This window comes from Bacillus sp. YP1, from assembly GCF_000877815.1.
Classification (GTDB): Bacteria; Bacillota; Bacilli; order Bacillales; family Bacillaceae; genus Bacillus; species Bacillus subtilis.
In genome coordinates, this window is sequence record NZ_CP010014.1 from 1,835,999 (window position 1) to 1,854,802 (window position 18,804).

General features: G+C 42.4%; 18 protein-coding genes and 1 other RNA gene. 7 read left to right on the top strand and 12 right to left on the bottom strand.

Annotation, left to right across the window (positions count from 1 at the left end):
* Positions 1-3: 3 nt before the first annotated feature.
* The 6 genes from QF06_RS08720 to QF06_RS08745 form a co-directional block, all read right to left on the bottom strand.
* Complete coding sequence (locus tag QF06_RS08720) at positions 4-867, bottom strand: LysM peptidoglycan-binding and 3D domain-containing protein (RefSeq protein ID WP_014480017.1); 864 nt, start codon at positions 865-867, stop codon at positions 4-6.
* Positions 868-1,114: 247 nt separating this feature from the next.
* On the bottom strand, positions 1,115-2,890 hold the full coding sequence (recQ, locus tag QF06_RS08725; RefSeq protein ID WP_015714092.1) for a DNA helicase RecQ: 1,776 nt from the start codon (positions 2,888-2,890) through the stop codon (positions 1,115-1,117).
* 141 nt (positions 2,891-3,031) lie between these two features.
* Positions 3,032-3,218: non-coding RNA, 6S RNA (ssrS, locus tag QF06_RS21145), on the bottom strand.
* A gap of 236 nt (positions 3,219-3,454) precedes the next feature.
* Positions 3,455-4,081, bottom strand: coding sequence for an FMN-dependent NADH-azoreductase AzoJ (gene azoJ / locus QF06_RS08735; RefSeq protein ID WP_003231260.1), 627 nt, complete (start codon positions 4,079-4,081; stop codon positions 3,455-3,457).
* A 151-nt stretch (positions 4,082-4,232) separates the two neighbouring features.
* Positions 4,233-4,724, bottom strand: coding sequence for a TraR/DksA family transcriptional regulator (locus QF06_RS08740; protein ID WP_014477068.1), 492 nt, complete (start codon positions 4,722-4,724; stop codon positions 4,233-4,235).
* A 74-nt stretch (positions 4,725-4,798) separates the two neighbouring features.
* Positions 4,799-5,131, bottom strand: coding sequence for a hypothetical protein (locus QF06_RS08745; protein WP_014480020.1), 333 nt, complete (start codon positions 5,129-5,131; stop codon positions 4,799-4,801).
* A 77-nt stretch (positions 5,132-5,208) separates the two neighbouring features.
* On the opposite strand from QF06_RS08745, the gene QF06_RS08750 reads away from it, so the two are divergent.
* Positions 5,209-5,436, top strand: coding sequence for a hypothetical protein (locus tag QF06_RS08750; RefSeq protein WP_014480021.1), 228 nt, complete (start codon positions 5,209-5,211; stop codon positions 5,434-5,436).
* Here the strand turns inward: QF06_RS08750 and yocM are convergent.
* Positions 5,423-5,899 carry a salt stress-responsive protein YocM gene (gene yocM / locus QF06_RS08755; RefSeq protein ID WP_014477071.1) on the bottom strand — a complete coding sequence of 159 codons (477 nt, stop codon included), beginning with the start codon at positions 5,897-5,899 and terminating at the stop codon, positions 5,423-5,425. The genes QF06_RS08750 and yocM overlap by 14 nt on opposite strands.
* A 66-nt stretch (positions 5,900-5,965) precedes the next feature.
* On the opposite strand from yocM, the gene QF06_RS08760 reads away from it, so the two are divergent.
* Positions 5,966-6,229, top strand: a complete 264-nt coding sequence (locus QF06_RS08760; protein WP_004399338.1) for a hypothetical protein — start codon at positions 5,966-5,968, stop codon at positions 6,227-6,229.
* A gap of 4 nt (positions 6,230-6,233) precedes the next feature.
* Positions 6,234-6,467, top strand: coding sequence for a hypothetical protein (locus QF06_RS08765; protein WP_003231251.1), 234 nt, complete (start codon positions 6,234-6,236; stop codon positions 6,465-6,467).
* A 93-nt stretch (positions 6,468-6,560) separates the two neighbouring features.
* On the opposite strand, the gene QF06_RS08770 is transcribed toward QF06_RS08765, so the two are convergent.
* Together QF06_RS08770 and QF06_RS08775 are read right to left on the bottom strand one after the other, a co-directional pair.
* The gene (locus QF06_RS08770; protein ID WP_003220141.1) at positions 6,561-6,905 is read right to left on the bottom strand and encodes a PH domain-containing protein; all 345 of its coding nucleotides are present in this window, start codon (positions 6,903-6,905) and stop codon (positions 6,561-6,563) included.
* A gap of 355 nt (positions 6,906-7,260) precedes the next feature.
* The gene (locus QF06_RS08775; RefSeq protein ID WP_003231245.1) at positions 7,261-7,464 is read right to left on the bottom strand and encodes a DUF6501 family protein; all 204 of its coding nucleotides are present in this window, start codon (positions 7,462-7,464) and stop codon (positions 7,261-7,263) included.
* A gap of 229 nt (positions 7,465-7,693) precedes the next feature.
* Here QF06_RS08775 and dhaS point away from each other — a divergent pair, with 229 nt between their 5' ends.
* The 3 genes from dhaS (at position 7,694) to QF06_RS08790 (ending at position 12,015) form a co-directional block, all read left to right on the top strand.
* On the top strand, positions 7,694-9,181 hold the full coding sequence (gene dhaS / locus QF06_RS08780; RefSeq protein ID WP_015714095.1) for an aldehyde dehydrogenase DhaS: 1,488 nt from the start codon (positions 7,694-7,696) through the stop codon (positions 9,179-9,181).
* A gap of 100 nt (positions 9,182-9,281) precedes the next feature.
* The gene (gene sqhC, locus QF06_RS08785) at positions 9,282-11,180 is read left to right on the top strand and encodes a sporulenol synthase (RefSeq protein WP_015714096.1); all 1,899 of its coding nucleotides are present in this window, start codon (positions 9,282-9,284) and stop codon (positions 11,178-11,180) included.
* Positions 11,170-12,015 carry a superoxide dismutase gene (locus QF06_RS08790; protein WP_041849924.1) on the top strand — a complete coding sequence of 282 codons (846 nt, stop codon included), beginning with the start codon at positions 11,170-11,172 and terminating at the stop codon, positions 12,013-12,015. The genes sqhC and QF06_RS08790 overlap by 11 nt, the downstream gene beginning before the upstream one ends.
* Positions 12,016-12,047: 32 nt before the next feature.
* On the opposite strand, the gene QF06_RS08795 is transcribed toward QF06_RS08790, so the two are convergent.
* Positions 12,048-13,385, bottom strand: a complete 1,338-nt coding sequence (locus tag QF06_RS08795) for a sodium-dependent transporter (RefSeq protein WP_004399312.1) — start codon at positions 13,383-13,385, stop codon at positions 12,048-12,050.
* 218 nt (positions 13,386-13,603) lie between these two features.
* Between QF06_RS08795 and QF06_RS08800 the strand changes: the two genes are divergently transcribed.
* Positions 13,604-14,569, top strand: coding sequence for a bile acid:sodium symporter family protein (locus QF06_RS08800; protein ID WP_004399225.1), 966 nt, complete (start codon positions 13,604-13,606; stop codon positions 14,567-14,569).
* A 49-nt stretch (positions 14,570-14,618) separates the two neighbouring features.
* Here the strand turns inward: QF06_RS08800 and odhB are convergent, their stop codons facing one another.
* Positions 14,619-15,872: a 2-oxoglutarate dehydrogenase complex dihydrolipoyllysine-residue succinyltransferase gene (gene odhB / locus QF06_RS08805; RefSeq protein WP_021481468.1), complete on the bottom strand. Its 1,254-nt coding sequence runs from the start codon at positions 15,870-15,872 to the stop codon at positions 14,619-14,621.
* 15 nt (positions 15,873-15,887) lie between these two features.
* Complete coding sequence (gene sucA / locus QF06_RS08810; RefSeq protein WP_015483337.1) at positions 15,888-18,722, bottom strand: 2-oxoglutarate dehydrogenase E1 component; 2,835 nt, start codon at positions 18,720-18,722, stop codon at positions 15,888-15,890.
* Positions 18,723-18,804: the final 82 nt, after the last annotated feature.

Genomic DNA, 18,804 nt, shown 5'->3' on the forward strand with positions numbered 1-18,804 from the left:
TTATTAGTTTAAGATTTTAACATTTACAGTTTTGACGCCCCAATTAGATGCATCACTTTTACTTGGTACAAATACGTCGATTTTATTTCCTTTAATAGCGCCGCCAGTGTCTCCTGCTGTTGCTTCCCCGTAGCCTTCAACATAAACTTTAGAACCTAGCGGAATCACATTAGGATCAACCGCAATAACTTTCGCGTTCGGGTTCTTATTTAAGTCAATGCCTGTAGCTGTAACGCCGGAAATGCCGCCGTCGTTAGCAGTGTAAGCAGTAGCAGTAACTGTTAGTTCTTTTGAAGCTTCTTGATTATTTGTATTTGATTGAACAGCCTTCTCTTCTGTGTTAACAGAAGTTTCTGCCTCAGCTTTTGTTTCTTGTTTAGGTTGCTGTTGTACAGCTTCTTGTTTAGGTTGCTCTTTTTGCACAGCCTCTTGTTTTGGCGCAGCTTGAGGTGCGTTTGTTTGCGCATTCTCAGTAGCTGTGTTTGCTGCTGTTGCCTGACCTTTTACTGAAAGAGTTGATCCAGCATAGATCATGTCAGAGCTTAAGTTATTCCAAACTTTCAGGTTGTTGACTGTCGTGCCGAATTTTTGAGCAATCTTAGAAAGCGTATCTCCCGCTTTAATTGTATATTGCCCAGTCGTGGTTGTTTCTTCTGAAGAAATGGTCAGTTTTTCTCCTGCAATGATTTTATCAGAAGTTAACTTGTTCCATTCTTTTAAGTCCTTTAGGTTCACTCCATTTTTCTGAGAGATTCCCCAGAGCGTATCACCCTTTTGCACCGTAATTTCTTTTGCAGAAGCGTGAGCTCCGAATGCAGTTGTTGAAAGTGCAGCAACTGCCACAAAGGACATAATCGTCTTCTTCATAAGTAAATCCTCCCTTGTTAGCTTTTTATTGGCGGCTAACAGGTGATATCGTAACACACGTAAATGTCAAATCAATAACAAAAAGATATGATTTAGATTACAGTTCCTTTACATGAAGGATTTCTCTCTGATGGAAAGACTTGCTGAACCCTTGATATAATAGGCTTCGCAGGTCTTTTTATTTTGAGGCGAAACAGAGAAAATAAAATGTGTTTTTTATAGAAAAAAAGATTGTTTTTCTGTTTTTTTAGTCTGTCATCCTTGCATAAGCTTGTATTTCTTGTAAAAAAAGCCGGCCGTATTTTGCTCTTTTTTGTTCTCCGACTCCTTTTATAGACAAAAGTTCATCATCATTTACGGGCTGTTTTCCTGACATTTCTTTTAACGTTTGGTCAGAGAAAACAACAAATGGCGGAACACCCTGCTCAGCCGCAATTTCTTTCCGAACCATGCGCAATCGTTCAAATAGCTCGTCATTTTCAGTAATCGCTGCCGCTTTTAACGATTCTTTTCTCGCTACTGATAATTCTCCTTTCAGCACATTCCTTCCTTTACTGCTGACAAAAAGAGTCGGAAACGTTCCGTCTGACATCCTGATGAAGTCGTCAGAAATAAGAAATTCGATAAAATCGCTGATTTCGCCAACGGATTGGTGTTTTAATATCCCGTATGTTGAAAGGTCTGAAAAGCCGTTTTCAAGAACTTTTTTATTTTTGGAGCCGGCAAGTACCTGGGCAACCATCGTCTTGCCAAACCGTTCTTTCATGCGAATGATACAAGATAAGACCATTTGCGCCTCCCGCGTCACGTCATGGGCCGCTCTTGTATCGGTACAGTTTCCGCACTGTCCGCACGCATCAGGCTCCTTTTCTCCGAAATACATAAGGATAAAACGCTGCAGACAATCTTCGGTATGACAGTAGTCGACCATTTGTCTCAGCTTTTTTAAATCCTGCTTTTGTTTCTCTTCATGTTCTGATTGCTCAATTAAGAAGCGCTGCACCATAATATCCTGCGGTGAAAACAGGAGAACACATTCACTGGCAAGGCCGTCCCGTCCAGCTCGTCCTGCCTCTTGATAATAGCTTTCCATATCTTTCGGAATTTGTGCATGCAGAACAAATCTAATATTTGATTTATCAATACCCATTCCAAAAGCAGAGGTTGCCACCATCACTTGAAGCTCATCATTAAGAAACCTTTCCTGCTGCTCTTTTCTCTCATCATCAGCCAAACCTCCATGATACCGGCCTGCCCTGACCTGATTTCGTTTCAATCTCTCATATATCCGATCAGCTTCTTTTCTGGTCGCTGTATAGACAATTCCTGCTTCATGCCTGTTGTTTTGCACATATTCGTCTATAAACCGATCTTTATTTTCTCCTTTTACTACTTTAAAGGTTAAATTCTCTCGGGAAAATCCGGTATATACCGTGTTTTCTTTTTGAATATGCAGCTGTTTGCAAATATCATCATGAACCTCGGGTGTGGCTGTTGCTGTTAACGCCATGATGACAGGCTTGTCATGTAATTCACGGAACAAGATTTCAATATTCCTGTAGCTTGGCCTGAAATCATGGCCCCATTGAGAAATACAGTGCGCCTCGTCTATTGCGACCAAAGGAACATCTATGCCCTGCAAAATCCGGATAAACTCTGTGGACGTTAGTCGCTCTGGTGTAATGTAAAAAAGTTTATAAGCCCCTTCTTTGAGTCCGTTCAGCCTCTCATATATTTCCTGATTGGATTGTGTGCTGTTAATGTAGGCGGCGTTAATCCCCGCTTCTTCTAACGCATCAACTTGATCCTTCATCAAGGAAATCAACGGTGATATGACGATCGTCGTCCCTTCAAACATTAATGCCGGAATTTGATAGCAAATCGATTTGCCGCCTCCCGTCGGCATAATGCAGGCCGTATTTTGCCTCGCTTCCGTCACCAAGCGGATCGCTTCATCTTGGCCGCTCCGAAACTTCTCATAACCAAAATAATGAGCCAGAAGGGATTGGGCTCTATGTAACATAACGTGTAAACCTCGCTTTTCCTTGAATTTCTCCCATCATATCATAAAAAAGCGGCCTTCATTTCTTTCACACAAAAATGGAATATTCACTATACCAAACCTTTTTAGATAAAATAAAAAGCCATTTCCGAAAAGGAAATGGCTTTCGCTACGTCTTGCCGTATGCAAGTAAGAAAGTTTTAAACCACCACTCCTCAAAGTGGGTGTTTGCAGAAACGTTCCTGTCGTCCTCTGCAATGGAGGCATGACATTCCGGCTTCGATATAAAACTCCCTATTACAGCTTAAAGGTTAAAACTTAATTAACAATACGCACAAAGTAGCTTCTTTAATATAGTACACCATCAGGCGGTTTTAATCAAGAGGTCAGAACAATTGTTTAGAAAAACTTTTTCCAGTGAATAAAACTGTTTTTTCTCCAAAATACCTGACAATTCGACAAACAAAAAATATATTACAATAAAAAAAACAGCCTTTTTCGCTAAAAGCGAATGATTATTTTCTTCTATATTAATGTGTATATACAAAAAGACTCCTATTTGTAACGATAGGAGTCTTGGCTTTATTAGAATTTTGCAGCAAGATCTTTTGCTTCTTGTAAACCTTTTTCAACGATTTCTTGCGCTTGATCAGGTGCTGCGTTATGTCCTTCGATGACAACTGTGTGCAAGTCTTGAACACCCCAGAAACCAAGAACTGTTTTCATGAAGTTTAATGACATTTCAAGTGCAGCCATTGGTCCTTCTGAGTAGACACCGCCGCGAGCGTTAAGAAGCGCAACTTTTTTGCCGCCCATTAAACCGACTGGTCCTTCTTGTGTGTATTTGAATGTAACGCCTGCGCGAGACAGATAATCAACATAAGTATGAAGCACTGCTGGCACTGTGAAGTTCCAAAGCGGGAATGCGAAAACAACTTTGTCAGCTTTTACAAACTGGTTCAGATATTTGTCAGCAATTGCTGCTTGTTTTTTCTCATCTTCTGTCATTTCCATTCCTTGACCTGCTTTAAATGTTCCGTTAATCATATCTCTGCCAAGGTAAGGAAGGTTTTCCTTATGAAGATCTAATTCAACCACTTCATCATTAGGGTTGTTTTCTTTATAAGCAGCTAAGAAAGCTTCGTAAAGTTTAGTTGAAACGCCTTCTTCAGCTGTACGGTCGCTTGATTTTACAAATAAAACTGTAGACATCTGTATTCCTCCCGGTAAACTTTTTATATTTACTTACAAATAGTATGTTACTTTCTTTTTTACGCAAAGTCAATCACTTTATTTTGAATATGAGATTTTTTTTCAAAAAAAAAGCAAGTACATCTAATATCGGTGTACTTGCATGGCATTTTTACTTCGAATCTTGTTCACGATCCAAGATTTCATACGTCTGCGAGCTTTTTTGATCAATTGTTTCTTTGTTGGATAAGTCTTTTACCTGTTCATGAAACTCTCTTTCATAAGAAGGAGCATCTGTCTCCAGATCATCCTCCACATCAGCTTGGGCCTCAACTGTCATTCTTGCATAAGGAACAGCTTCAAGTCTTTCGTAAGGAATCTCTTGGCCGGTTTTTTCACACACGCCGTAAGTTCCGTCTTTCATCTTTTGTAATGCACGGTTGACCTCCTCTAACAGCTCCCGGTCAATCTCTCTCACTGTTTGGTCTGTCATCCGATCTGTGACGAGCGTCCCGTGGTCTGCCATATGGTTGTCAACCCCATTGGAAAGCTCCCCCACTTCTTCCGTCATTGATTCTGTTTCCTTTTTCTCGCCAGACAATTCTTTTTGCATATCGAGCAATTTATGATAGAGATGCTGTGTTTGTTCTTTTGTCAGTGCCATGTATATCCTCTCCTTTCTATCCTGTTTCCCGTTTTGCCTTCTGTCAAACATGGGAACATCAATGGAAAGATGAGCTACTGCCTTTTTGAACGGATCGTGACCGCTGGCGTCGATGGTGCTTCGGGTTTTCGTTGGCACTTTTTGTCCTTCTCTTCTGGCGGTATATAATAGGTTGCGCCTATATTTAATCTGCCGCTCAGTTCATCAATGGTCAGCTCGCCGAATTCAAGATGATAGTCAATTTTTTCGACATTCAGCGTTTCAATATGTATATAGGTTTCTTCAGACTCCTGTTTGCTGCTTTGTTTTTGTTTCTCAATCACTGAGAGTCTTTCTTCACATTCACGCAGTTTGTCAAGTTCTGGTTTCAAGCAATGCCTGATCAGCGACCGGAACATTTTTTTCATGACATCACGACCCTTTGCATACTCCTCTTTCGTCTACATATATAATGAGGTATATCCCATAGAAAGGAGAGGTTTTCATGCTTCCGACTAACATCAATATTTCTCATCTCAAGACTAACTCGATAGGCACCGGCTCATCCCTTACCTTTGGTTCTGCGGAGTTAAGGAACAGGCGCTCTGCTATCAAAAGAAATAACGGTTTTGGGGAACAAAATGCAGATGTTATTGTCATGGTCATTCCGATTGAATCAATTGATGACCGTGATGGGGCAGATGCACTCAGTATGAAAATCAATCATCAATAACAATGGTTTTCGCTTGACCTTCGTCTTTTTGAATAGTGATGTATAGGATTCCGTCTTTAAAAATGGCATTCATCTTTCCATGAAGATGATCGGAAAGCGGAATTTTCTTTTCAAAACTTCCGTATCTCCCTTCTTTTTGGCGAAAGTCCTGTTCATTAAAATAGGAAAAGCGCTGCCCCTTCACCACTAAATAATCTCCGTACGATAATATGTGAACGTCTTGTTTACGGTAGCCTGGAAGATAAATTAAAAATTGTACTTCCGTAACGGTATCTACAATATCCATGCTCGGAAATGAAGCATCTCCTTTCCCTCGCTGATCTTGCTGCGCAAACGGAAACGGAGATTGGCCATTTGTCATAAAAGGGGTTTTTTGGTCTTCATCAAATACCTGTTTCCAAAAGTCACCGCCGTACATCTGCTGTGCGAATTCCATCCACTGCTTCATCTTTTCGAAATCCATTTGAAGCCCCCTGTCTTAACATACTTTATAACCGCCAGCATACAACTATAGAAAGGAGGTTTGCCTGTGGTTCAACCAACTCCGTATATCAATATTAATATTTTCATGCTGAAAATTAATTCCTTTGAAAATGCTTCAGCGGTTAACGTAGGACAAAATTTATTGGCAGAATGGCAAAATTCTGATAAAAAAAATCAAGGCTACGGACAGAATTTTGGAGATGCGAGCGGATTTATGGGCACGAGAAGCCATGTGGATGACAGAGACCAAATTGATTCTCCGGCCTCTTTTGAAAGTGAAGCGGTTAACTCCTCAATCAAAAGGAAGTGATGAGATGTTCTTTTCTCCCTCCGTCGTGAATGTCGGCGGATTTAAAATCAATACAATGGACCGTGGTTCCTCTTTAACACTCGGTCCGTATCAGCAGGTCGATTACTTTTTATCAGCTAAAATAAATCAAGGGTTTGGAGAAGAAAATGGCGACTTTACTCCTCTTGTCGTACCGATTTCAAATGTATTAGATGCAGATCTTGTTGATTCGAACTCAGCGAAAAACAGTGTGGTGTAATAAGTAATAAGAACAGGGCGCACATGCCCTGTTCTTGTTTTTATATATAAAAAAAAGCCTAACCATTTTTTGAACGGCTGGCTCATCAAATATTCAGCTGCACAAATGCTTTGTCAGCACCGCCTGAACCTCGCTTAAATCGGTGTCTTTCGCAAATTCTAATTCGAACGTTTTGCTTCTTGTCATCAATAAAAGCCCAGTGTCCGGATCAAACATTCCCGCTTCTTGAATGGCAAAGCTTTCAATTGTTTTATATGGAAGAAATACACGAACCTTCTTTTTAGAAAACATTTTATTGTCAAAGAAAATGATCCGCTTATTTGTAAAGCAAATTTGGTCCACTCGGAGCTTATAAATCGATTCTATTCTTTCCCCTTCAACGAGCAAAGCCTCAAGCTTCTTTGCGTCCGTTGATCTGCTAACAGAAAAAATACCCAATGAAGAACCCCTCTTTCTGCATTTATCTATTTGTTTTATCATTCACTACATAAAAATAAGTCCTTTATCCCTATATAAGAATACGACATAGAAGACATTTAAACCATTACGAACAGATTACATTTTTCAAATTTTTGATTTGTTTTTTGGCTTTTAAGCTGTTGTCATCAAGTAATACGCACATATAGAGAAAAAAGTTTCAATATTCAGCAATGTTTTTATAAAAAAGTGGTTTTTAATGATTTTTTATTCTTGTTTTATATTTCCTGTTTTAACCACAAAAAAACCGCAGCTGAGCTGCGGTTTTGTGGATTGACCACTTTTAACAAAATATTCCTGATTATTCAAGGAAGCATTACATCTCTTCGAAGTATTCTTTATAATAGCCGCCGACTTTATTCGTATTGTCGACCACAAAGAGAAACTCCTCTGTTTCATTTTTTACTTCATATTCTTTTCCCGGCGTTAAAACGCGGTTTACGATATATTTTTTTGCGTTTGTCTGCACACACTTTACTTTTTTAATTGTTTCTTTTTCAAGCCAATTTTTATGAATCATGATGAAATCTCCTTTTCTTATCTATAAGCTTATTGTAGCTTTTTTCTTTTGTAAATTGCAATATCGGTTATTCATTGATTTTGCCTTGATTTCTATTATAGAATGTTTGTATACGCTTACGTTTGAAGCAACTATCACAGCTTATTTCTGCTATTCAATCCAGGAATCAATGTGCTATCACCAAGAATCTCAGAACAGACCATAAAAAATGACTGGAGGTTTGTTACGGATGAGTTCTTTAACGATGCAAGTGACGAAAAGGCTGGAGACATTTTTACAGGGAACAAAGAAGCTTTATATTGACGGAAAGTTTGTTCCGAGTGCCTCAGGGGCAACCTTTGACACTCCAAACCCGGCGACCGGCGAAACCTTGATGACGCTGTATGAAGCCCAGGCTGCGGATGTGGACAAAGCGGTTAAAGCTGCCCGGAAAGCCTTTGACCAAGGTGAATGGAGAACAATGTCTCCAGCTTCGAGAAGCAGACTGATGTATAAGCTGGCGGACTTAATGGAAGAGCATAAAACTGAGCTTGCTCAGCTTGAAACACTTGATAATGGGAAACCGATCAATGAAACGACTAATGGAGATATTCCGCTGGCTATTGAGCATATGCGCTATTACGCCGGCTGGTGTACAAAAATAACAGGACAGACGATTCCGGTTTCCGGCGCTTATTTTAATTATACGCGTCATGAGCCTGTCGGTGTCGTCGGCCAGATCATTCCATGGAATTTCCCGCTCCTGATGGCGATGTGGAAAATGGGCGCGGCACTTGCAACAGGCTGTACAATCGTCCTCAAACCGGCTGAACAAACACCGCTTTCAGCTCTTTATTTGGCAGAATTAATTGACCAAGCCGGTTTCCCTGCCGGTGTAATCAACATCATCCCGGGATTCGGTGAAGATGCGGGAGAAGCGCTGACGAACCACGAAGCGGTTGATAAAATTGCCTTTACCGGTTCCACTGAAATCGGAAAGAAAATCATGTCCACCGCAGCGAAAAGCATTAAGCGTGTTACATTGGAGCTGGGCGGAAAATCACCTAATATTCTTCTGCCGGATGCGAATTTGAAAAAAGCCATCCCGGGCGCTTTAAACGGTGTGATGTTTAACCAGGGCCAAGTCTGCTGTGCGGGCTCACGTGTCTTCATTCATAAAGACCAATATGATGAAGTTGTTGATGAAATGGCGTCCTATGCTGAGTCACTCCGCCAAGGAGCGGGACTTCATAAAGATACTCAAATCGGGCCTCTCGTAAGCAAGGAACAGCATGAGCGCGTTCTTTCCTATATTCAAAAAGGAAAAGATGAAGGAGCAAAAGCAGTGACCGGCGGAAGCTGTCCTTTTGAAGCAGGATATTTTGTCGCACCGACTGTGTTTGCGAATGTTGAAGACGAAATGACCATCGCAAAAGAAGAAATTTTCGGACCTGTGCTGACTGCAATTCCGTACGAAACTGTCGATGAAGTTATTGAACGGGCAAACCATTCAGAATATGGGCTTGCGGCCGGACTATGGACAGAGAACGTCAAGCAGGCTCACTATATCGCGGACCGACTTCAAGCCGGAACCGTTTGGGTGAACTGCTATAATGTGTTTGACGCGGCGTCTCCATTTGGCGGTTATAAACAGTCAGGACTCGGACGAGAAATGGGATCATATGCCTTGGATAATTACACAGAAGTCAAAAGTGTATGGATAAACCTTGAAGACTAACATGTATGTTTAAAAAACTGCTGCATGCCAGCAGTTTTTTTCTTTCTGTAATGGCAGTAAAAGACGCTGAATATATATGCTTCTGAAGGAGTTGAGCGTGATGGGCACACTTCAGGAGAAAGTGAGGCGTTTTCAAAAGAAAACCATTACCGAGTTAAGAGACAGGCAAAATGCTGATGGTTCATGGACATTTTGCTTTGAAGGACCAATCTTGACAAATTCCTTTTTTATTTTGCTCCTTACCTCACTAGATGAAGGCGAAAATGAAAAAGAACTGATATCATCCCTTGCAGCCGGCATTCATGCAAAACAGCAGCCAGACGGCACATTTATCAACTATCCCGATGAAACGCGCGGAAATCTAACGGCTACCGTCCAAGGATATGTCGGGATGCTGGCTTCAGGATGTTTTCACAGATCTGAGCCGCACATGAAGAAAGCTGAACAATTTATCATCTCACATGGCGGTTTGAGACATGTTCATTTTATGACAAAATGGATGCTTGCCGCGAACGGGCTTTATCCTTGGCCTGCTTTGTATTTACCATTATCACTCATGGCGCTCCCCCCAACATTGCCGATTCATTTCTATCAGTTCAGCTCATATGCCCGTATTCATTTTGCTCCTATGGCTGTAACACTCAATCAGCGATTCGTCCTTATTAACCGCAATATTTCATCTCTTCACCATCTCGATCCGCACATGACAAAAAATCCTTTCACTTGGCTTCGGTCTGATGCTTTCGAAGAAAGAGATCTCACGTCTATTTTGTCACATTGGAAACGCGTTTTTCATGCACCATTTGCTTTTCAGCAGCTGGGCCTACAGACAGCTAAAACGTATATGCTGGACCGGATTGAAAAAGATGGAACATTATACAGCTATGCGAGCGCAACCATATTTATGGTTTACAGCCTTCTGTCACTTGGTGTGTCACGCTATTCCCCTGTTATCAGGAGGGCGATTACCGGCATTAAATCACTGGTGACTAAATGCAACGGGATTCCTTATCTGGAAAACTCTACATCAACTGTTTGGGATACAGCTCTAATCAGCTATGCCCTTCAAAAAAATGGTGTGACCGAAACGGATGGCTCTGTTACAAAAGCAGCCGACTTTTTGCTAGAACGCCAGCATACCAAAATAGCAGATTGGTCTGTCAAAAATCCAAATTCAGTTCCTGGCGGCTGGGGGTTTTCAAACATTAATACAAATAACCCTGACTGTGACGACACTGCAGCCGTTTTAAAAGCGATTCCCCGCAATCATTCTCCTGCAGCATGGGAGCGAGGGGTATCTTGGCTTTTATCGATGCAAAACAATGACGGCGGATTTTCTGCTTTCGAAAAAAACGTGAACCACCCACTGATCCGCCTTCTGCCGCTTGAATCCGCCGAGGACGCTGCAGTTGACCCTTCAACCGCCGACCTCACCGGACGTGTACTGCACTTTTTAGGCGAGAAAGTTGGCTTCACAGAAAAACATCAACATATTCAACGCGCAGTGAAGTGGCTTTTCGAACATCAGGAACAAAATGGGTCTTGGTACGGCAGATGGGGTGTTTGCTACATTTACGGCACTTGGGCTGCTCTTACTGGTATGCATGCATGCGGGGTTGACCGAAAGCATCCCGGTATACAAAAGGCTCTGCGTTGGCTCAAATCCATACAAAATGATGACGGAAGCTGGGGAGAATCCTGCAAAAGCGCCGAAATCAAAACATATGTACCGCTTCATAGAGGAACCATTGTACAAACGGCCTGGGCTTTAGACGCTTTGCTCACATATGAAAATTCCGAACATCCGTCAGTTGTGAAAGGCATGCAATACCTTACCGACAGCAGTTCGCATAGCGCCGATAGCCTCGCGTATCCAGCAGGGATCGGATTGCCGAAGCAATTTTATATTCGCTATCACAGTTATCCATATGTATTCTCTTTGCTGGCTGTCGGGAAATATTTAGATTCTATTGAAAAGGAGACAGCAAATGAAACGTGAATCTTATCAAACGGAGATGTTCAATTGGTGTGAAGCCCTGAAAGATCAGATTCAAAAGCGAGGACAGCTTGACCAGTTTGAAGATCAAATCGACAAGATGATTGAGGCTCTGGAAGATGACCAAACAACAGAAGAAGATTGGTATAAACAGGCCGCTGCCCTTTACCGGGATATTACAGAATCAGATGATACAAGTGAAAGACGCGCATATGTCCCTATAGGGAAACACGTGCTGCCAAAGCTTCCTTACAAATACTCCGCCTTAGAACCTTATATTTCACGCGATATTATGGTCCTTCATCATACAAAACATCATCAAAGCTATGTCGATGGCCTGAACAAAGCAGAATCAGAGCTTAAAAAAGCGAGAGCAACAAAGAATTATGACTTAATCACTCATTGGGAAAGAGAGCTTGCGTTCCATGGAGCAGGCCATTATTTGCACAGTATTTTTTGGTTTTCTATGCATCCAAACGGAAAACGACGTCCTACAGGGGCATTGTTCCAAATGATAGACCTTTCATTTGGAAGCTATTCCGCTTTTAAAGAACATTTTACCCAGGCCGCTAAAAAAGTGGAAGGCGTCGGCTGGGCCATTCTGGTCTGGGCACCTCGATCAGGACGGCTGGAGATTTTAAGTGCAGAAAAACACCAGCTCTTTAGCCAATGGGATGTGATCCCCCTTTTACCGCTTGACGTATGGGAGCATGCCTACTATTTGCAATACAAAAATGACCGGGCCAGCTATGTCGATCACTGGTGGAATGTCGTGGATTGGCGCGAGGCTGAAAAACGTTTTGAGCAGGCAAAAGAAGTCGTTTGGAAGCTCTATTAAAAAAAGCCCCCTTTCCTCGGGGGCTTCGTGTATTAAAAAATGCCTATCACATGCAAAAACACGATGATGATGGCAACAGGAGATAAATATCGAATGAGCAGCAGCCAAACCGCAAACCACTTTCGCTTGAGATTGGAACCGCTTTTCAGCTCGTCAAACAAATCCTGTTTCGGTATTTTTAGCGGAACAAAAATCGAAATCAGTAACGCACCTAACGGCATTAAAATATTGCTCACAAGATAGTCAGCCGCATCAAAAATAGACAGATGAAATATAGTGACGTCACTTAAGACACCGTATGATAATGCAGACGGCACACCGACAATAAAAATAGCAATACCGCCTAACCAAGCGAATCGTTTTCTCTTATTGATATCGCCTTTCGACAGTACTGCGACCAAAATTTCCAGCATTGAAAAAGCAGATGTCAATGCAGCAAATAAAAATAGAAGTAAAAATGCTAATAAAAAGATAATTCCGAACGGCATTTGATTAAACACAGTCGGCAGAACGTTAAATAACAGAACCGGGCCTTGGTCTGGCTTGAGGCCGAATGAAAATACAGCTGGAAAAATCGCAATTCCGGCCATTACAGCAACAAGCATGTTCATAACAGTTACAGATACAGCGGACTGTACCAGATTTTCCTGTTTCTCTAAATAAGCGCTATACGTTACCATGACAGATACACCGACACTTAATAAGAAAAAGGATTGTCCCATTGCATATAAAATGGTATTGGCATCAATTGCAGTTAAATCAGGCATGAGGAAAAATTTGATTCCTTCCATCGCGCCATCAAGTGTAACCGAACGCACCATTAAAATGATGAATAATAGAAAAAGCGCCGGCATTAATACTTGGCTTGCTTTTTCAATTCCGCTGCTTACCCCTTTTGCAACAACTAAAATTGTTACCACCATAAAGAGCAGCTGGCCTCCTACAGCCAAATAAGGATTTGAAATGGTACTTGCAAATATCGTATCAAAACCAGATGTTTGCGATAAACCGCCAGTGAAGCCTTTTATAATATAAATTAAAATCCATCCGCCTACGACACTGTAGAAAGATAGAAGAATAAAGCACGTCACCATGCCTAAATAACCGATCCAATGCCACTTCGTTCCTGGAGCAAGTGTTTTATAGGACTGAACGGCATCTTTCTGTGTTCTTCTGCCTATGATGAATTCACCTAACAATAAAGGCAGTCCGATTAAAACCGTAAATAAAATAAAAATAAGTAAAAATGCGCCTCCTCCGCTGGTTCCGGCAACATATGGGAATTTCCATATCGCACCAAGCCCGATAGCTGATCCTGCCGCGGCTAAAATAAAGCCGAGCTTCGAAGACCATTGATTTGCTTCCTTCACCGTATCACTCCTATTTGATCTAACCATTATAAAGGTTCATTGTAAGAATATCTTCCTATATAGTCAAGAACATTTTAATTAGTTTACATCATATATCTATAGACATCTGCCAAAAACTAATATTGAATTATTCAGAAAATTATTTATAATAATAGAATGTTATGAAATTTGTAAGAATTTCTGCTGAAGTTCTTGATAAGTGTGTTAGGAGTGTTTTTATGGACATCATTAGAAAAATAAGTCATTTTGCAGGACAAACCTTTGGCATATGGGTCATTGTTTTTGCAGTGCTGGGATTTTCTTTCCCATCTTTATTTACGTGGATCAGTTCTTATATTACGATTTTTCTCGGCATTATCATGTTTGGGATGGGCCTTACACTGCAAGCCGATGATTTCAAAGAGCTGGTCAGAAAGCCTTGGCAAGTTATTATTGGAGTAATAGCTCAGTATACGATCATGCCGCTCGTTGCTTTCGGCCTCGCATTTGGGCTTCATCTTCCAGCTGAAATCGCAGTTGGTGTTATTCTTGTCGGCTGCTGTCCCGGGGGAACTGCATCTAATGTTATGACATTCTTAGCAAAAGGAAATACTGCCCTTTCTGTTGCGGTTACGACCATTTCTACCTTATTGGCACCTGTTGTAACACCGTTGTTGATTATGCTGTTTGCCAAAGAATGGCTTCCTGTCTCGCCGGGGTCTTTGTTTATCTCAATCTTACAGGCGGTTTTATTTCCGATCATTGCAGGTCTGATTGTCAAAATGTTTTTCAGAAAACAAGTGGCAAAAGCCGTACATGCCCTTCCGCTTGTTTCTGTCATTGGCATCGTTGCGATTGTCTCAGCTGTCGTCAGCGGCAATCGGGAAAATCTGCTTCAATCGGGGTTGCTCATTTTTTCAGTTGTTATCCTGCATAACGGTATCGGTTATTTACTTGGGTTTCTTTGTGCAAAGCTTTTAAAAATGGATTACCCGTCTCAAAAAGCGATCGCAATCGAAGTCGGCATGCAAAACTCCGGGCTCGGGGCCGCACTTGCCACGGCTCATTTCTCACCGTTATCTGCCGTACCCAGCGCAATATTCAGTGTGTGGCATAACCTTTCAGGTTCTATGCTTGCAACATATTGGTCAAAAAAAGTGAAAAAGAAGCAAGCTGGATCCAAAAGCAGCAATCTATCACTTTAAATATGCATCAAAAAGGGTACATCACTTTATCGTGATGTACCCTTTTTTATTATCCTTCTAATAAAAGCTGTTCAGGATCTTCCAGTAAATTTTTGATTGTCACGAGGAAACCAACCGCTTCTTTACCGTCTACAATTCGGTGATCATAAGATAAAGCGATATACATCATCGGACGGTTTTCGAAACGCTCTTCATCAATGGCTACAGGGCGTAGCTGAATCTTATGCATGCCCAGTATACCGACTTGCGGGCTGTTTAAAATTGGAGTTGACATCAATGAACCGAAAGTCCCTCCGTTTGTAATCGTGAAGGAGCCCCCCTGAAGCTCGCTAAGGGTTAATTTATTGTTTCTTGCTTTTTTCGCAAGCTCGCCGATCTCTTTTTCGATTCCTGCAAATGTCAGGCGATCCGCATCCCGCACAACCGGAACGACAAGGCCTTCATCAGCAGCAACAGCGATTCCGATATCGTAGAATTTTTTAACGATCAACTCATCGCCTTGAATTTCTGCATTCAACAGCGGATATTTTTTCAATGCAGCCACGACCGCTTTCGTGAAGAAAGACATAAAGCCGAGCTTCACTTCATTTTGCTCAAAGAATTGATCTTTGCGGCGTTTTCTGAGATTCATAACAGCCGTCATGTCCACTTCATTAAATGTAGTCAGCATCGCTGATGTTTGCTGTACCTCTACAAGGCGTTTTGCAATCGTTTGTCTGCGGCGTGACATTTTTTGCACTTCAACAGGTTTATCAAAGCTTTGCTGTGCTTTTGGAGCCTGAGGCTGCTGCTTTTGCTGAGGAGCCGGTTTTGATGCCGGTTTTTCGTACGCTTCGACATCCTGCTTGCGCACTCTTCCAAGCGGATCTCCAGTTGGAACTTGAGACAGGTCAATTCCTTTTTCTCTCGCCAGCTTACGGGCCGACGGAGAAGCGATCGTTCTTGATTTTGCTTCAGATTGTGTTTCCTGGCTCACCTCTTGTGCAGCTGGTTCAGCCTGTTTCTCTTCTTTCACGCTTTCCTTGCTTTCTGCTTTCTCTGTAGGAGCAGGGGCAGAACTTTCACCCGCGCCTTCTGAAATCGTACCGATAATTTCTCCGACCTGGACGGTATCACCCGAATCTTTCAATACCTCTTGAAGTACACCCGATTCTTCTGCTGTCAATTCAACATTCACTTTATCCGTTTCTAGTTCAAGCAGATATTCACCCTGTTCTACATAGTCACCAGGCTGCTTTAACCATTGGGCTATTGTTCCTTCTGAGATTGATTCTGCTAATTCAGGTACCTTAATTTCCGCCATTTTTTCATTTCCCCCTTAGTTTTTGCGAGTCAAGCTATCAGATACAATACGTTCCTGTTCTTTTTTATGAACTGTCGGATCTCCCTCTGCAGGGCTGGATCGTCTTCTTCGTCCAATATATTGAACGCTTACTCCCTCTGGTGCAATCTCTGTCAAATACGGGCTGATATAACCCCAAGCCCCCATGTTCTGCGGCTCTTCCTGCACCCAAACGATTTCTTTCAGGTTCGGAAGTTTTGCAAATAACTCTTTGACTCCTTTTGCCGGGAATGGATACAGCTGTTCAATTCTCGCAATGTGAAGCCACTCTTTACCGTCTTCTAACTTATTAAAATGATCACTGATGTCTATAGACACTTTACCGCTGGATAATACAAGTCTGGTTACTTTTTCATAGTCATGAGAAAGTCCCGACTGTTCATAAACAGGCTGGAAGCGGCTTTCGCTGAGCTCCTGCACTTCCGACACCGTATTTGGGTTGCGAAGAAGGCTCTTCGGCGTCATAATGACGAGCGGTCTGATTTCTTCACGAAGCAGCATTTTAGCCTGTCTTCTTAAAATATGGAAATACTGTGCCGCGCTTGTCAGGTTGGCAACCGTCCAGTTGTTTTCCGCTGCAAGCTGCAGGAATCGCTCGATTCTTCCGCTTGAGTGCTCAGGCCCCTGTCCCTCGTAACCGTGCGGGAGCAGCATGACTAATCCGGATTTTTGGCCCCATTTCGCGCGTCCGGCAGAAATAAATTGGTCAAAATACACTTGAGCAGCGTTGGCAAAATCTCCGTACTGTGCTTCCCACAAAACAAGCGTTTCCGGTGAATGCACGTTATAGCCGTATTCAAAACCGAGAACCGATCCTTCAGACAGCGGGCTGTTATGAACAGCAAATGATGTGCTGCAGTCAGATAAGTGATGAAGCGGCACAAATTCTTTGCCCGTCTCACTGTCATGAAGCACAAGGTTTCTTTGGGCGAACGTTCCGCGCTCGGAATCCTGTCCTGTTAAACGAATCGGTGTTCCGTCTTTCAAAATTGAAGCAAACGCGAGTGATTCTGCCAAAGACCATTCCACTTTTCTGTCATCATCGAACGCCTTGGCGCGTCTTTCTAAAATGCGTTTTAGCTTGCCGAAAACATTAAATGACTCCGGCCAGTTGATCAATTCGCCATTCAGCTTGCGGAGCACATCAAAATCAATCGAAGTGTCCACATCTGGGAAACCGTTTGATACAGGCTCTGGAAGTTCAATTTCACAGGCAGTGTGTTCCTTTTTAGACGGAACTTTCTGATATGCATCCTCAATGCGCTTCGTTACCGATTTTTCGATGTTTTGAACGACTTCCTCGGTAAGCACGCCTTCTTTTACCAGCTTTTCAGCGAAAATTTGTTTGACGGTCGGATGCTTTCTGACAGCATCATACAGCATTGGCTGAGTGGTTGACGGTTCATCCATTTCGTTGTGTCCATAGCGTCTGTACCCGATCAAATCAATCAGAAAATCCTTGTTGAATGTTTTTCGGTATTCGACCGCAAACTTAACAGCTGAGAGACAAGCTTCAGGATCGTCCGCATTCACGTGAACAATCGGAATTTCATAACCCTTGGCCAGGTCGCTGGCATATTTTGTCGATCTGGATTCAGCGCTTTCTGTTGTGAATCCGATCATGTTATTGGCGATAATATGAATCGCACCGCCTACTTGATACCCTTTTAAAGAGCTTAAATTCAATGTTTCAGCTACAATTCCTTCCCCAGGGAATGCAGCATCTCCATGGATTAAAATGGCCAGCGATTTTGTTTCATCTTGTACCGGGTATCCGCTTTGTGTTCGCGTTTCCTGTGCCGCTCTTGTGCTGCCTTCAACAATCGGATTGATAAATTCCAAGTGGCTCGGGTTGTTCGCTAACGTAATGCGCGCTGATTTTGTTTCAGCGTCTTGAAGCTCCCGATTCGCCCCCAAATGGTATTTGACATCCCCTGTCCATCCGTAGCTGATTCCAATGGATCCCTCAGACGGTACAAGATCTTTGTTCGGCGCATGCTGGAATTCAGAGAAGATGATTTCATACGGTTTGCCGAGCACATGTGCCAAGACATTCAGGCGTCCCCTGTGCGCCATCCCGATGTTGACACTTGTCGTGCCTGATTTGACAGATTGTGCAATAATGTCATCAAGCACTGGAACAAGAGCGTCCAGACCCTCAATGGAAAAGCGCTTCTGCCCGACGAATGTGCGGTGCAAAAACTGCTCAAAGCCCTCTACTTCTGTCAATCTTTCCAGCACAGCTGACAGCTTTTCAGCTGAGTTCTTCTGGAACAGCTCGCCAGATTCAATCTTTCTTGTCAGCCACTCGCGCTCTTTGAAGTCATGCACATGGTCAAATTCAAAAGAGATGGTTCTTTTATACGTATTTCGTAAATACTGAATGGCTTCTAAACCGTTCGTAATGTTTTTAGGAGCGTCTTTGCAGATGACAGACGCAGGTATTGCTTTTATTTCCTCTTCTGTTAGCCCGTAATCGGATAATGGAAAAAGTTCGCTCTTTTTCTCATCCTTTCTGAGCGGATTGACGGAAGCGTTCAAATGGCCATAGGTTCGGATATCTTCTGCAAGTCTGACTGCGGATGCGATCTTTTGAATCAGATCGGCTGTAACACGTCCCTTTTCTTTTGTTCCCGAGGCCTCTTTTATATCGCTTGGCGGAGCACCGAGCTCGTCGAACATTTCCTTCAAATCCGGGTCAATGCTGTTCGGATCCTGGGTATACTGATCGTAAAGCTCCAGCGCATAGCCGAGGTTCGGACCGTAAAAATCTTCCCAATTCATTCGTTGTTTCATACTATTTTGAAACATTTGAATATTACCCCCAACTTAAATAATCAAGTGATTGATTCACTATCTTGAAATAACTTTCGAACGCTGTGTCCAAAATTAT

Excerpts from the sequence above, each read along its gene's own strand:
- QF06_RS08720 (WP_014480017.1), bottom strand. The coding sequence starts at position 867 with ATGAAGAAGACGATTATGTCCTTTGTGGCAGTTGCTGCACTTTCAACA.
- recQ (WP_015714092.1), bottom strand. The coding sequence starts at position 2,890 with ATGTTACATAGAGCCCAATCCCTTCTGGCTCATTATTTTGGTTATGAG.
- azoJ (WP_003231260.1), bottom strand. The coding sequence starts at position 4,081 with ATGTCTACAGTTTTATTTGTAAAATCAAGCGACCGTACAGCTGAAGAA.
- QF06_RS08740 (WP_014477068.1), bottom strand. The coding sequence starts at position 4,724 with ATGGCACTGACAAAAGAACAAACACAGCATCTCTATCATAAATTGCTC.
- QF06_RS08745 (WP_014480020.1), bottom strand. The coding sequence starts at position 5,131 with ATGAAAAAAATGTTCCGGTCGCTGATCAGGCATTGCTTGAAACCAGAA.
- QF06_RS08750 (WP_014480021.1), top strand. The coding sequence starts at position 5,209 with ATGCTTCCGACTAACATCAATATTTCTCATCTCAAGACTAACTCGATA.
- yocM (WP_014477071.1), bottom strand. The coding sequence starts at position 5,899 with ATGGATTTCGAAAAGATGAAGCAGTGGATGGAATTCGCACAGCAGATG.
- QF06_RS08765 (WP_003231251.1), top strand. The coding sequence starts at position 6,234 with ATGTTCTTTTCTCCCTCCGTCGTGAATGTCGGCGGATTTAAAATCAAT.
- QF06_RS08775 (WP_003231245.1), bottom strand. The coding sequence starts at position 7,464 with ATGATTCATAAAAATTGGCTTGAAAAAGAAACAATTAAAAAAGTAAAG.
- dhaS (WP_015714095.1), top strand. The coding sequence starts at position 7,694 with ATGAGTTCTTTAACGATGCAAGTGACGAAAAGGCTGGAGACATTTTTA.
- sqhC (WP_015714096.1), top strand. The coding sequence starts at position 9,282 with ATGGGCACACTTCAGGAGAAAGTGAGGCGTTTTCAAAAGAAAACCATT.
- QF06_RS08790 (WP_041849924.1), top strand. The coding sequence starts at position 11,170 with ATGAAACGTGAATCTTATCAAACGGAGATGTTCAATTGGTGTGAAGCC.
- QF06_RS08800 (WP_004399225.1), top strand. The coding sequence starts at position 13,604 with ATGGACATCATTAGAAAAATAAGTCATTTTGCAGGACAAACCTTTGGC.
- odhB (WP_021481468.1), bottom strand. The coding sequence starts at position 15,872 with ATGGCGGAAATTAAGGTACCTGAATTAGCAGAATCAATCTCAGAAGGA.
- sucA (WP_015483337.1), bottom strand. The coding sequence starts at position 18,722 with ATGTTTCAAAATAGTATGAAACAACGAATGAATTGGGAAGATTTTTAC.